The sequence below is a fragment of the Escherichia sp. 93.1518 genome (assembly GCF_013368915.2).
GTDB classification, from domain to species: domain Bacteria; phylum Pseudomonadota; class Gammaproteobacteria; order Enterobacterales; family Enterobacteriaceae; genus Escherichia; species Escherichia ruysiae.
Genome location: NZ_JABWMT020000006.1, coordinates 66,302 through 80,845 on the forward strand (window position 1 = coordinate 66,302; position 14,544 = coordinate 80,845).

A 14,544-nucleotide genomic window follows, 5' to 3' on the forward strand; every position below is an offset into this window, starting at 1 on the left:
CGCGTTTATCCTTATTTTTGCACTACGATATTTTCTTGTGATGGATCGACATGCTGCATTTGCAGCTTCTCCGTAGCGATCCTTTCCACCCGGCTATGGTCGCCGAGCGCGTTCTCTTCAAGAATCAGGTTGCGCCATTCAATGTCTAAAGCGTCTCGCTCCAGCACCAGTTGTTCGCGCTGAGCGGTCAGCAAACGGGTATGGTGTGCTGTGGTCACCACAGTCACCGCCGTCAAAATAATGCAAATGAACAGGCAGAGTGGCAGCTTCCCAAATCGCAAAAGATCGTCACCGATGACGCCAGGCAAGGCATGGCGCTCGTGGCTTCCCATCGATCCTTTAACTTTGCTTAGAGCTTCTGTCACTCTGCTGATCATGCGTTCGTCCTCTCTGCAATACGCAGAACTGAACTACGGGCACGAGGGTTCTCTGCCACCTCTTCTTCGCCCGGCATCAACTTGCCTAATGCTCGCAACTGACGGCCACCCAGTTTTTTGAGCTGCTCTTCAGTCATCGGTAATCCTGCCGGTACTTGCGGACCACGACTGTTTTCACGCATAAAGCGTTTCACAATACGGTCTTCCAGCGAATGAAAACTGATGATCGATAGCCGCCCACCTGGCGCCAACACGTTGAGCGAGCTTTTTAGCGCCTGCTCTATCTCCTCCAGTTCACTGTTTACCCAGATGCGCACCGCCTGGAAGGTACGGGTCGCAGGATGTTTAAATTTGTCCTTCACCGGCGTTGCGGCAGCAACGACTTCCGCCAGTTCTTTGGTGCGGGTCATCGGCTGTTCGCGGTTACGCTCGACAATGGCGCGCGCAATGCGTTTAGCGAAACGTTCTTCGCCATACGTTTTTAATACCCAGGCGATATCGGCTTCTTCGGCAGTTTGTAGCCATTCAGCAGCGGATTGACCGCGCGTCGGATCCATACGCATGTCCAGCGGGCCATCGCGCATAAAGGAAAAACCGCGTTCAGCATCATCGAGTTGCGGTGAAGAGACGCCAAGATCGAGGAGAATGCCATCAATCTTGCCGATAAGATCACGCTCGGCGACGTATTCGCCCAGCGCGGAGAAAGGTCCATGTATGATGGAGAAGCGCGGATCATCAATAGTCTTCGCAACGGCAATAGCCTGCGGGTCGCGATCGATCGCCAGCAAACGCCCCTCTTCGCCAAGCTGCGAGAGGATCAGACGTGAGTGACCACCGCGACCAAAAGTTCCATCAATGTAGATACCGTCAGGACGGATATTGAGGCCATTTACGGCTTCATCCAACAGCACCGTAGTATGTTTATAGTTTTCCATCATTTTATAGAGACAAGTCCTGCAGCCGCTCCGATAAGTTTTCGGTAGCCAACTGTTCTGCGTCGATATCTTCCCTGACTTGTTGATGCCAGGTTGTTTCATCCCACAGCTCAAACTTATTGAACTGTCCAACCAACATCACTTCTTTTGTCAGCCCGGCATGTTGCCGCAGTACTGGCGCGATTAACAATCGACCTGCGCCATCCATCTGACATTCGCTGGCATGACCTAACAGAAGGCGCTGCACACGGCGCTCAACCGGGTTCATGCTCGACAGACGCGATAATTTTTGCTCGATAATTTCCCATTCAGGAAGGGGGTAAAGCAGCAGACATGGGTGATGAATGTCAATGGTACACACCATTTGACCGGCAGCGTTCCCGAGCAGCTCTTCCCGATAACGGGTGGGCACCGATAAGCGCCCTTTACTGTCGAGATTGACTAACGTTGCTCCCCGGAACATGCCAGTCTTCCCCCAATTACCACTTTATCCCACAAATTCCCACTAAAAGGAGTTTACGGAGCGGAGGAAAAGCTTGTCAAGCCAGGAACATTCCTTACCGAAGCAAAAAACCCGATGTTTACGACTAATATCTGCATTGTTTAAAAATCGCCCAACGAACGAAGCAAATTAACGTTATGAATAGTTGTAAGAAAAAATCCCACTCATCATTACCGTTTTAAAAACGACTTCTTTTTCCTTAATGAAAATATAAAGTGTCAGTTTGCGACGCGAGCGGCATTTTAGGACATATCGCCCCCGGATAACAGTCCCTGTTGCGCACGCGCCATGCCTGACGCCAGCGACTTTGCGTAAAAGATTAGAAAAGTGTTTGTTTAATCGGCAATTGCCGATTTGCATGTAACAAAATAATGCAATCGCAATCCATCGTTACGACTTAATTATCATTAAGCACATCGAATGAAGTTAATTGGTGAGATATTTAGAAGGTCTTATGGATAATAGTCAGGAATAGTCTTATTTACATAAAGGATATTGATGTCCAATTACGTACTCAATGCGCCAGCCGCAATCAACCAGCGCATCATTTTTTGTTTAACGTTTAGCTACGGCTGAGGACGCCGCGACGATAGAGATTTCGTTTGATGCGCGTTAAACCTGGTTTTGGCTTACGCGGCTCATCCAGACTCGCCAGGACAATCTCCAGCACGCGCTCTGCGACATCCCGATGACGCTGAGCCACTGCCAGCACAGGACATTGTAAGAAGTCGAGCAATTCGTTATCGCCAAAGGTGGCAATCGCCAGATCGGAAGGCAGTTTACCATCGCGACGCAGCGTGACATCCATCACTCCCTGCAACAATGCAAAAGAGGTAGTGAACAGCGCCTGCGGCATCGGATGCGTTTCCAGCCATTTTTCGAATAACTGGGCAGCAGCTTCCCGCTCATAGCTATTGGCATAAAGGAAATGCACTTCGCGCGGATCATCTTTCCAGGCAGTACGGAAACCCTGCTCACGCAGGAAGCTGACAGAAAGCTCCGGCAGCGCGCCAAGATAAAGTACCGTTTCGGCCGGAAACTTACGTAACTCTTCCGCCAACATTTCAGCATCATCCTGGTCGGCACCAACCACGCTGGTGAAATGTTCACGATCGAGGGCGCGATCCAGCGCGACAATCGGGAACGGGTCATTAGCCCAGCGTTGATAGAAAGGATGCTCTGGCGGCAGCGAAGTCGAAACAATGATGGCATCGACCTGACGTTGTAAAAGATGCTCAATACAACGCATTTCGTTGTCTGGCTGATCTTCGGAACAAGCAATGAGTAGCTGATAACCGCGTTGACGCGCCTGGCGTTCAAGATAGTTAGCAATGCGGGTATAACTTGTGTTCTCAAGATCGGGGATAACAAGACCAATAGAACGTGTGCGTCCAGCACGAAGCCCAGCCGCCACGGCATTCGGGTGGTAATTGTGCTCACGCACCACTGCCATGACTTTCTCAACGGTTTTGTCGCTCACACGGTATTGCTTCGCTTTGCCGTTAATAACATAGCTTGCAGTGGTCCGCGACACTCCCGCCAGCCGAGCGATTTCATCCAGTTTCACAATTGCCCCTTGCGTAAAATGTAAAAACCATAACCATTGTACTGGTATGGATTAAATTCATTAACATCTAAGCGCAGAAAATTAACTGCGGCAACTGCTTTTATTCCAGGTTCCTACTAAATTCGCAAAAAAAGCCCAACGTGGCTTATTGGGCTGCAAATTGCGCATTGAGATCATTCTCAACGCATTATTTTATCGCCGCGCGAAAGACCGACGACGCCAGAGCGGGCAACTTCAACAATTTTCGCCACATCGCGAATCGATGCTAAAAATGCATCGAGTTTATCGCTGGTGCCTGCCAGTTGAACGGTATAAAGCGAAGGCGTGACATCAATGATTTGCCCACGAAATATTTCCGTATTGCGTTTCACTTCGTCACGTCCATAGCCGCTGGCCTGAATTTTCACCAGCATAATCTCCCGCTCAACGTGCGCACCCTGCCCCAGCTCGCTCACGCGCAACACATCGACCAGCTTGTGTAATTGCTTTTCGATCTGCTCAAGCACTTTTTCATCGCCCACGGTCTGGATAGTCATGCGCGATAATGTCGGATCGTCGGTTGGCGCAACGGTCAGGCTTTCAATGTTATAGCCACGCTGGGCAAAAAGGCCGATCACGCGGGATAACGCGCCTGATTCATTTTCGAGTAATACTGATAATATCCGGCGCATAATCAGGTTCTCTCCGTTTTGCTTAACCACATTTCATCCATTCCGCCCCCGCGAATCTGCATCGGATAAACGTGCTCACTGCCATCGACGGTGACATCAACAAATACCAGGCGATTATTTCGTACCTGTTCCAGCGCCTCGCCAAGTTTACTTTCCAGCTCATCCGGGCGCGAAATCTGGATACCAACATGACCATAGGCTTCTGCCAGACGGACGAAATCTGGCAGAGATTGCATATAAGATTGTGAATGACGACCGGAATAGATCATGTCCTGCCACTGTTTCACCATCCCCAGATAGCGGTTATTAAGATTCACCACCAGCACCGGAAGCTCGTATTGCAAGGCAGTAGACAGTTCCTGAATGTTCATCTGAATACTGCCGTCGCCAGTAACGCAGACCACAGTTTCTTCCGGCAGCGCCATTTTGACGCCCAGTGCCGCAGGTAAACCAAAACCCATGGTGCCAAGGCCACCGGAGTTGATCCAGCGACGCGGTTTGTCGAAAGGATAATAAAGTGCGGCGAACATCTGGTGCTGCCCGACGTCGGACGTAACGTAAGCGTCCCCCTTCGTCAGTCGCCAGAGTGTCTCGATCACCGCCTGCGGTTTAATCTTTTCGCTCCGAGTGTCGTATTTAAGGCACTGGCGAGCGCGCCACTGTTCAATTTTCTGCCACCAATCACGGATTTCATCCAACGGTTGGTGAGCCGTTTCTTGTGCCAGCAACTCCAGCATTTGATCCAACACCAGCCGCGCATCGCCAACGATCGGGATGTCGGCGGTCACGGTTTTTGAGATAGAGGTTGGATCGATATCAATATGTAACACCGTCGCATTTGGGCAGTACTTTGCCAGATTGTTAGTAGTGCGATCATCAAAGCGTACGCCAACCGCAAAAATGACATCGGCATTATGCATTGTCATATTGGCTTCGTAAGTGCCGTGCATTCCCAGCATTCCCAGCGCCTGACGATGCGTTGCCGGAAACGCGCCTAATCCCATTAATGACGAGACGACAGGAAGATTAAGTTGCTCAATAATCTGTTTGAGTTGTTGATGGCAAGCCGCAGTCACTGCGCCACCGCCTACGTAAACGACCGGTTTTTTCGCCGCCGCCAGCGTTTGTAGTGCACGTTTAATCTGCCCTTTATGACCCAACGTTGTCGGGTTATACGAGCGCATACTGACCGATTCCGGCCAGACGTAAGGTAATTTGTTCGCCGGATTAAGAATATCTTTCGGTAAATCAACCACCACCGGACCAGGACGCCCGCTTGCCGCCAGCCAGAAAGCCTTTTTCAGCACCTGCGGAATGTCTTCCGTTTGCTTAACCAGAAAACTGTGTTTAACCACCGGCCGGGAAATTCCCACCATGTCACACTCCTGAAAGGCATCGTAACCTATCAGCGAGGTTGCCACCTGCCCGGAAAGGATAACCAGCGGAATGGAGTCCATATAGGCGGTGGCGATACCGGTAATTGCGTTGGTGGCTCCAGGACCCGATGTCACCAGCACAACGCCCACTTCTCCGGTCGCGCGCGCCAGGCCATCGGCCATATGTACCGCTGCCTGCTCATGACGAACTAATACGTGATCAATACCGCCCACGGTATGCAATGCATCGTAAATATCAAGGACTGCGCCTCCGGGATAACCGAATACTTGTTTAACGCCCTGATCGATAAGCGATCGGACGACCATCTCGGCTCCAGACAACATCTCCATGGCTTGCCTCACTGTTTGGCGGAAAAAATGTGTAAAACACATTAACCGTCCGATCTTGCTTAAGCAATTGACAAGCAGAGCCACAAGCGTGAAGAAATAAGAATAAACAGGAGGAAAGGAGAAAATAAACGATAAAATAATCCAGAATGGCGGACAGAATTGATAATAAATCGGTCAAATTCGACCAGTTACAGCAATTTCTCTATTTTTTCATTATTTCTAAAATCAGGGCAAACATGTATTCAGAATAAAATTCTGCATTTAATAAAAAATGCAGAATAAACCAGAATTACGCGCCTGATTTATTCTGCCTTTGCTTAACGTTTACAAATAGAGACTAATTGCTCTTCCATCCATTGATGGCCTTTATCACGCCCGGCAGCCTCATGCCAGGAGAGATAACAGGTTCTGCTGTTTTGTTTTAACGGCAGCGGTAATACCTGTAACTCTAAGGATTCAGCGAACTCTTCAGCCAACCAACGCGGCGCAATAGCAACCAGATGGGTTTGCGACACCACGCTAAGGACGCTCATCATTGCCATGCCCTGATACGCGATACTGGCTTGCTTATCTACCGTGTCATACCACGGTTGACTAAATGACGCGAAACGATCAAGCGAAACCGCCGCATGTTGTTCGTTATAAACGTCATGTTTCAGTAATGGGCCTTTAATAGTCGGATGGTTCTTGCTGGCTACCAGCACCATTTCATCTTTAAATAATGGCACACTGGTAAACTCAGGACGATGGAAGTCTTCATAACTAATAACAAACTCCGTTTCCTGATAACGTAGCTGATGTTCGGTGTTCTGATTTAATGAAGACTTGAATATCACATGAATATTTGGCGCGATTTGCTCAATGTGATTATAAATCTGCGAGGTAAGAATGCTATCTAACGGGCTGCAAACGCAAAGATGGAATACACGTTCGCTGCTGGCCGGCTCAAAACCTGAACCTGGTAATTCGTTTTGCACTAATTGCAGCGCCTGACGCACAGAGCCAAAAAGTTGAAAAGCGCGGGCAGTCGGTTGGATACCACGCCCATAACGAACAAAAAGCTCGTCATTAAACATCACCTTCAGGCGTGCAACAGCGTTACTGACCGCAGGTTGCGACATGCCCAGAACATGCGCGGCACGGGTAATGTTCTGCTCCTGCATCACGGCATCGAAAACGGTTAATAAGTTTAGATCGACCATGCGTAGCTGTGGCTTGCTTAACTCCGCAATTTCTGGATGATCTGTTTTTACCTCTGACATAGTTAACTCCACTGTCACACTTAACTCCCTTTCCCTTATTGGAATGCAGAGAAATAATCCTGAAAAATATGATTTACCATGCATATAAAATAAGAAAAAGAAAAATGCGTAAAATTAGGAAAACATAAAGATACGGGTTCTGATAAAAACAGAATCCATTGCCGTGCGAAGAGTCATTCACCACAGCATAATAATCCATAATGTTTTTGTTGCGAAAACAATCTAATCATAACTCCCGCGAATACTCAATCATCCAAGAAATGGATTAAACGTGCGCATTTAATAATTAATTTATATATTTGATGCGTTAATCCTTAACATTAATCGATCAATAATATTCATAAAATCAATATCAAAACATTCACTCAAAATATAATTCAATACAAATCATCAGGATAGACAGAGTAACGAATAAATTTCCCTCTTTCTTACCTCATTGATTAAATGCCATAAATTATTCTGAAGTATGTCCACCAATGAAAGGAATGTGCGGTTAAGCAGAAATTAATATCGACTGTTTAAACCCGTGCAGCACAATTAGCTAATTCAACTCATGCAGAACTCATGCTGGCGGGACGTTTTTGTTGCATCAGGGTTGACATCCGTTTTTGTATCCAGTAACTCTAAAAGCATATCGCATTCATCTGGAGCTGATTTAATGACTCACATCGTTCGCTTTATCGGTCTACTACTACTAAACGCATCTTCTTTGCGCGGTAGACGAGTGAGCGGCATTCAGCATTAAGCCAGCACGCAGTCAAACAAAAAACCCGCGCCATTGCGCGGGTTTTTTTATGCCCGAAGCGAGGCGCTCTAAAAGAGACAAGGACCCAAACCATGAGCCAGCAAGTTATTATTTTCGATACCACATTGCGCGACGGTGAACAGGCGTTACAGGCAAGCTTGAGTGTTAAAGAAAAACTGCAAATTGCGCTGGCGCTTGAGCGTATGGGTGTTGACGTGATGGAAGTCGGGTTCCCCGTCTCTTCGCCGGGTGATTTTGAATCAGTGCAAACCATCGCTCGCCAGGTTAAAAACAGCCGCGTATGCGCGTTAGCTCGCTGCGTGGAAAAAGATATCGACGTGGCGGCCGAATCCCTGAAAGTCGCCGAAGCCTTCCGTATTCATACCTTTATTGCCACTTCGCCAATGCACATCGCCACCAAGCTGCGCAGCACGCTGGACGAGGTGATCGAACGCGCTATTTATATGGTAAAACGCGCACGTAATTACACCGATGATGTTGAATTTTCTTGCGAAGATGCCGGACGCACACCGATTGCCGACCTGGCGCGAGTGGTCGAAGCGGCGATTAACGCCGGTGCCACCACCATCAACATTCCGGATACCGTGGGCTACACCATGCCGTTTGAGTTCGCCGGAATCATCAGCGGCCTGTATGAACGCGTACCCAACATCGATAAAGCCATTATTTCCGTACATACCCACGATGATTTGGGTCTGGCGGTCGGCAACTCACTGGCGGCGGTACATGCCGGCGCGCGGCAGGTAGAAGGCGCGATGAACGGGATCGGCGAGCGTGCCGGTAACTGTTCGCTGGAAGAAGTGATCATGGCGATCAAGGTACGTAAGGATATTCTCAACGTCCACACCGCCATTAATCACCAGGAAATATGGCGCACCAGCCAGTTAGTTAGCCAGATTTGTAATATGCCGATCCCGGCAAACAAAGCCATTGTCGGCAGCGGTGCGTTCGCGCACTCCTCCGGCATTCACCAGGATGGCGTGCTGAAAAATCGCGAAAATTACGAAATCATGACACCAGAATCTATTGGTCTGAACCAAATCCAGTTGAATTTGACCTCTCGTTCCGGTCGTGCGGCGGTGAAACACCGCATGGATGAGATGGGATATAAAGAAAGTGAATATAATTTAGACAACCTGTACGACGCGTTTCTGAAACTGGCAGATAAGAAAGGTCAGGTGTTTGATTACGACCTGGAGGCGCTGGCCTTCATCGGAAAACAGCAAGAAGAACCGGAGCATTTCCGTCTGGATTACTTCAGCGTGCAGTCTGGTTCTAACGATATCGCCACCGCTGCCGTCAAACTGGTCTGTGGCGAGGAAGTAAAAGCGGAAGCCGCCAATGGTAACGGTCCGGTCGATGCCGTCTACCAGGCAATTAACCGCATCACTGACTATAACGTCGAACTGGTGAAATACAGCCTGACCGCCAAAGGCCACGGTAAAGATGCGCTGGGTCAGGTGGATATTGTTGCCAACTACAACGGTCGCCGCTTCCACGGCGTCGGCCTGGCTACCGATATTGTCGAGTCCTCCGCTAAAGCGATGGTACACGTGCTGAACAATATCTGGCGCGCCGCAGAAGTCGAAAAAGAGTTGCAACGCAAAGCTCAACACAACGAAAACAACAAGGAAACCGTGTGATGTCGAAGAATTACCATATTGCCGTATTGCCCGGAGATGGGATCGGGCCGGAAGTGATGACCCAGGCGCTGAAAGTGCTGGACGCCGTGCGTAACCGCTTTGCGATGCGCATCACCACCAGCCATTACGATGTAGGCGGCGCAGCCATTGATAACCACGGGCAGCCACTGCCACCTGCGACGGTTGAAGGTTGTGAGCAAGCCGATGCTGTGCTGTTTGGCTCAGTTGGAGGCCCGAAGTGGGAACATTTACCACCAGACCAGCAACCAGAACGCGGCGCGCTGTTGCCTTTGCGTAAGCACTTCAAATTATTCAGCAACCTGCGTCCGGCAAAACTGTATCAGGGGCTGGAAGCGTTCTGCCCGCTGCGCGCAGACATTGCCGCTAACGGCTTCGACATCCTGTGTGTACGCGAACTGACTGGCGGCATCTATTTCGGTCAGCCCAAAGGCAGCGAAGGTAGCGGACAATATGAAAAAGCGTTTGATACCGAGGTGTATCACCGTTTTGAGATCGAACGCATTGCCCGCATCGCGTTTGAATCTGCCCGCAAGCGTCGCCACAAAGTCACCTCAATCGACAAAGCCAACGTGCTGCAATCTTCTATTTTATGGCGAGAGATCGTTAACGAGATCGCCATTGAATATCCGGATGTCGAACTGGCGCATATGTACATCGACAACGCCACCATGCAACTGATTAAAGATCCATCGCAGTTTGACGTTCTGCTGTGCTCCAACCTGTTTGGCGACATTCTTTCTGATGAATGCGCAATGATCACTGGCTCGATGGGCATGTTGCCTTCCGCCAGCCTGAACGAGCAAGGTTTTGGACTGTATGAACCGGCGGGCGGCTCGGCACCAGATATCGCAGGCAAAAATATCGCCAACCCGATTGCGCAAATTCTGTCGCTGGCGATGCTGCTGCGCTACAGCCTGGATGCCGATGATGCGGCTTCCGCCATTGAACGCGCCATTAACCGCGCATTAGAAGAAGGCATTCGCACCGGAGATTTAGCCCGTGGCGCTGCCGCCGTTAGTACCGATGAAATGGGCGATATCATTGCCCGCTATGTGGCTGAAGGGGTGTAATCATGGCTAAGACGTTATACGAAAAATTGTTCGACGCTCACGTAGTCTACGAAGCCGAAAACGAAACCCCGCTGTTATATATCGACCGCCATCTGGTACACGAAGTGACATCACCGCAGGCGTTCGATGGTCTGCGCGCCCACGGTCGCCCGGTGCGTCAGCCGGGTAAAACCTTCGCCACCATGGATCACAACGTCTCTACCCAGACCAAAGACATTAATGCCTGCGGAGAAATGGCGCGCATCCAGATGCAGGAGCTGATCAAAAACTGCAAAGAATTTGGCGTCGAGCTGTATGACCTGAATCACCCGTATCAAGGGATCGTCCACGTGATGGGACCAGAACAGGGCGTGACGTTACCAGGAATGACCATTGTTTGCGGTGACTCTCATACCGCCACTCACGGTGCGTTTGGCGCACTGGCCTTTGGTATCGGCACTTCCGAAGTTGAACACGTGCTGGCAACGCAAACCCTGAAACAGGGACGCGCAAAGACCATGAAAATTGAAGTTCAGGGCAAAGCCGCACCAGGTATTACCGCAAAAGATATCGTACTGGCGATTATCGGTAAAACTGGCAGCGCAGGCGGCACCGGGCATGTGGTGGAATTTTGCGGCGAAGCGATCCGCAATTTGAGCATGGAAGGTCGTATGACCCTGTGTAATATGGCAATCGAAATGGGCGCGAAAGCCGGTCTGGTTGCACCAGACGAAACCACCTTTAACTATGTCAAAGGCCGTCTTCATGCGCCGAAGGGCAAAGATTTCGACGACGCCGTTGCCTACTGGAAAACCCTGCAAACCGACGAAGGTGCAACTTTCGATACCGTTGTTACTTTACAGGCAGAAGAGATCGCCCCGCAGGTGACCTGGGGAACTAACCCAGGACAGGTGATCTCCGTTAACGAGAATATCCCTGATCCCGCTTCATTTTCCGATCCGGTTGAACGCGCGTCGGCAGAAAAAGCACTGGCCTATATGGGGCTGAAACCGGGTATTCCGCTGACTGAAGTCGCTATCGACAAAGTGTTTATCGGTTCCTGCACCAACTCGCGCATTGAAGATTTACGCGCGGCAGCGGAAATCGCCAAAGGTCGGAAAGTCGCGCCAGGCGTACAGGCGCTGGTGGTTCCCGGCTCCGGTCCGGTAAAAGCCCAGGCAGAAGCAGAAGGTCTGGACAAAATCTTTATTGAAGCCGGTTTTGAATGGCGCTTGCCTGGCTGCTCAATGTGTCTGGCGATGAACAACGATCGTCTGAATCCGGGCGAACGTTGTGCCTCCACCAGCAACCGTAACTTTGAAGGCCGCCAGGGGCGCGGCGGGCGTACGCATCTGGTCAGCCCGGCAATGGCTGCCGCCGCTGCTGTTACTGGTCATTTTGCCGATATCCGCAACATTAAATAAGGAGCACACCATGGCAGAGAAATTTATCAAACACACAGGCCTGGTGGTTCCGCTGGATGCCGCCAATGTCGACACAGATGCAATCATCCCGAAACAGTTTTTGCAGAAAGTGACGCGCACTGGTTTTGGCGCGCATCTGTTTAACGACTGGCGTTTTCTCGATGAAAAAGGCCAACAGCCAAACCCGGATTTCGTGCTGAACTTCCCGCAATATCAGGGCGCATCCATTTTACTGACGCGGGAAAACTTCGGCTGCGGTTCCTCGCGTGAGCACGCGCCGTGGGCGTTGACTGATTACGGTTTTAAAGTGGTGATTGCGCCGAGTTTCGCCGATATCTTTTACGGTAACAGCTTTAACAACCAGTTGCTGCCGGTGAAATTAAGCGATGCCGAAGTGGATGAGCTGTTTGCGTTGGTGCAAGCCAATCCGGGAATTCATTTCGATGTGGATCTGGAAGCTCAAGAAGTGAAAGCGGGTGATAAAACTTATCGCTTTGCTATTGATGCCTTCCGCCGCCACTGCATGATGAATGGTCTGGACAGCATCGGTCTGACACTGCAGCACGGCGACGCCATCGCGTCTTATGAAGAGAAGCAACCAGCGTTTATGCGTTAGTTTGTACTCCGTCCGCACTCAATCGCCAAAAAGAAAAAAGCCAGCAGGTATTCACTGCTGGCGTGGCGATTAACACCAATACTCAGTCACACATGATGTCTGCAAATCAGTAGTCAAAGTAACTCCCCTCCCACGGTATCCGTTCTTCAGGCATGACTAAACGTTGTAGAACGATTAACCCGCGAAGCCAGCACATCTTCTCTGTCACGATAAAATAGTGCCGATAAAACTGACGCATGGGATACCTCATTGCTTCATCGTTAAGAATTATTGACTTAATATAGGGAAAATAAAATTGCTGACTTTTGCGCAGGAGTTCCCCTTTTATGCCATCTGCTCGTCTGCAACAACAGTTCATCCGCCTGTGGCAATGCTGCGAGGGTAAATCGCAGGAGACAACGCTGAACGAACTGGCGGAGTTATTGAGCTGCTCCCGCCGTCATATGCGCACCCTGCTCAACACCATGCAGGATCGCGGCTGGCTGACGTGGGAAGCGGAAGTCGGGCGCGGCAAACGCTCGCGTTTAACGTTTCTCTATACCGGGCTGGCGCTACAACAACAGCGGGCAGAGGACTTACTGGAACAGGATCGTATCGACCAACTGGTGCAACTCGTTGGTGATAAAACCGCTGTGCGGCAAATGCTGGTTTCTCATCTGGGGCGTAGCTTCCGCCAGGGGCGGCACATCCTGCGCGTCCTCTACTATCGTCCGTTGCGCAACCTGATGCCTGGCAGCGCATTACGCCGTTCCGAAACGCATATCGCCCGGCAAATCTTCAGCGCGTTAACCCGCATAAATGAGGAAAATGGGGAACTGGAAGCGGACATCGCCCACCACTGGCAACAAATTTCTCCGCTTCACTGGCGTTTCTTTTTACGTCCGGGAGTTCATTTTCATCATGGGCGTGAACTGGAAATGGACGACGTAATTGCCTCTTTGAAACGGATCAATACGCTGCCGCTCTACTCCCACATTGCTGAAATTGTATCGCCGACGCCCTGGACGCTGGATATCCATCTCACACAACCAGACCGCTGGTTGCCGTTACTGCTGGGGCAAGTTCCGGCGATGATCCTGCCGCGTGAATGGGAAACCCTCAGCAACTTTGCCAGCCATCCCATCGGCACTGGTCCGTATGCGGTAATGCGTAACAGCGCCAATCAGTTGAAAATTCAGGCATTCGATGACTTCTTCGGTTATCGCGCGCTAATCGACGAGGTTAACGTCTGGGTCTTGCCGGAAATTGCCGACGAGCCAGCCGGAGGGCTGATGCTGAAAGGGCCGCAGGGCGAGGAAAAAGAGATTGAAAGCCGCCTGGAGGAAGGTTGCTATTATTTACTGTTCGACAGCCGCACCCATCGCGGGGCGAATCAGCAAGTCAGAGACTGGGTAAGCTATGTGCTTTCGCCGACCAATCTGGTTTATTTCGCCGAGGAACAGTACCAACAACTCTGGTTCCCGGCCTATGGGTTGCTTCCCCGTTGGCACCATGCCCGCCCCACGCATTGCGAAAAACCCGCCGGACTGGAACATCTCACCCTGACCTTTTACCAGGATCATATTGAACATCGGGTAATTGCCAGGATCATGCAGCAAATTCTGGCAAGTCATCAGGTGACGCTTAACATCAATGAGATCAGCTACGATCAATGGCACGAAGGTGAGATCGAAAGCGACATCTGGCTTAACAGCGCCAACTTTACGCTGCCGCTGGATTTTTCGCTGTTCGCGCACTTGTGCGAGGTGCCGCTGCTACAACACTGTATTCCGATCGACTGGCAAGCCGACGCCGCCCGCTGGCGTAATGGCGAGATGAATCTGGCGAACTGGTGCCAGCAACTGGTTACCAGCAAAGCGATGGTGCCGCTGATCCACCACTGGTTGATCATTCAGGGGCAACGTAGTATGCGCGGTCTGCGCATGAATACCCTCGGCTGGTTCGATTTTAAATCAGCGTGGTTTGCGCCACCGGATCCATGATT

General features: G+C 50.5%; 14 protein-coding genes. 6 read left to right on the forward strand and 8 right to left on the reverse strand.

Annotation, left to right across the window (positions count from 1 at the left end; genetic code table 11):
* Positions 1-11: 11 nt before the first annotated feature.
* The 8 genes from ftsL to leuO all read right to left on the reverse strand — a co-directional run bounded on the left by ftsL (position 12) and on the right by leuO (position 7,041).
* A complete protein-coding gene (ftsL, locus tag HEN21_RS06235; protein ID WP_000625658.1) occupies positions 12-377 on the reverse strand; it encodes a cell division protein FtsL in 366 nt (121 codons plus the stop codon).
* On the reverse strand, positions 374-1,315 hold the full coding sequence (rsmH, locus tag HEN21_RS06240; protein ID WP_000970479.1) for a 16S rRNA (cytosine(1402)-N(4))-methyltransferase RsmH: 942 nt from the start codon (positions 1,313-1,315) through the stop codon (positions 374-376). Before rsmH ends, ftsL begins: the two co-directional genes overlap by 4 nt.
* Before the next feature lies 1 nt (position 1,316).
* Positions 1,317-1,775, reverse strand: coding sequence for a division/cell wall cluster transcriptional repressor MraZ (mraZ, locus tag HEN21_RS06245; protein ID WP_000488288.1), 459 nt, complete (start codon positions 1,773-1,775; stop codon positions 1,317-1,319).
* Positions 1,776-2,376: 601 nt separating this feature from the next.
* The gene (gene cra / locus HEN21_RS06250; protein ID WP_000762401.1) at positions 2,377-3,381 is read right to left on the reverse strand and encodes a catabolite repressor/activator; all 1,005 of its coding nucleotides are present in this window, start codon (positions 3,379-3,381) and stop codon (positions 2,377-2,379) included.
* Positions 3,382-3,462: 81 nt separating this feature from the next.
* Positions 3,463-3,549, reverse strand: coding sequence for a hypothetical protein (locus tag HEN21_RS06255; RefSeq protein ID WP_032147791.1), 87 nt, complete (start codon positions 3,547-3,549; stop codon positions 3,463-3,465).
* 11 nt (positions 3,550-3,560) lie between these two features.
* Entirely contained in the window at positions 3,561-4,052 is a 492-nt protein-coding gene (gene ilvN, locus HEN21_RS06260) for an acetolactate synthase small subunit (RefSeq protein ID WP_010355142.1), read from the reverse strand.
* Between the two features lie 2 nt (positions 4,053-4,054).
* Positions 4,055-5,779, reverse strand: coding sequence for an acetolactate synthase 3 large subunit (gene ilvI / locus HEN21_RS06265; RefSeq protein WP_000425627.1), 1,725 nt, complete (start codon positions 5,777-5,779; stop codon positions 4,055-4,057).
* 317 nt (positions 5,780-6,096) lie between these two features.
* On the reverse strand, positions 6,097-7,041 hold the full coding sequence (leuO, locus tag HEN21_RS06270; RefSeq protein WP_010345415.1) for a transcriptional regulator LeuO: 945 nt from the start codon (positions 7,039-7,041) through the stop codon (positions 6,097-6,099).
* Between the two features lie 658 nt (positions 7,042-7,699).
* Here leuO and leuL point away from each other — a divergent pair.
* The 6 genes from leuL (at position 7,700) to sgrR (ending at position 14,542) form a co-directional block, all read left to right on the forward strand.
* Positions 7,700-7,786, forward strand: coding sequence for a leu operon leader peptide (leuL, locus tag HEN21_RS06275; protein ID WP_001300467.1), 87 nt, complete (start codon positions 7,700-7,702; stop codon positions 7,784-7,786).
* A gap of 92 nt (positions 7,787-7,878) precedes the next feature.
* Entirely contained in the window at positions 7,879-9,450 is a 1,572-nt protein-coding gene (gene leuA / locus HEN21_RS06280) for a 2-isopropylmalate synthase (RefSeq protein ID WP_052906208.1), read from the forward strand.
* Positions 9,450-10,541: a 3-isopropylmalate dehydrogenase gene (leuB, locus tag HEN21_RS06285; protein ID WP_176252534.1), complete on the forward strand. Its 1,092-nt coding sequence runs from the start codon at positions 9,450-9,452 to the stop codon at positions 10,539-10,541. Before leuA ends, leuB begins: the two co-directional genes overlap by 1 nt.
* 2 nt (positions 10,542-10,543) lie before the next feature.
* On the forward strand, positions 10,544-11,944 hold the full coding sequence (leuC, locus tag HEN21_RS06290; protein WP_001140671.1) for a 3-isopropylmalate dehydratase large subunit: 1,401 nt from the start codon (positions 10,544-10,546) through the stop codon (positions 11,942-11,944).
* Positions 11,945-11,954: 10 nt separating this feature from the next.
* Positions 11,955-12,560 carry a 3-isopropylmalate dehydratase small subunit gene (gene leuD / locus HEN21_RS06295; RefSeq protein WP_000818245.1) on the forward strand — a complete coding sequence of 202 codons (606 nt, stop codon included), beginning with the start codon at positions 11,955-11,957 and terminating at the stop codon, positions 12,558-12,560.
* Positions 12,561-12,886: 326 nt separating this feature from the next.
* Entirely contained in the window at positions 12,887-14,542 is a 1,656-nt protein-coding gene (gene sgrR / locus HEN21_RS06300; RefSeq protein WP_176252535.1) for a DNA-binding transcriptional regulator SgrR, read from the forward strand.
* The last annotated feature ends 2 nt before the right edge of the window (positions 14,543-14,544 follow it).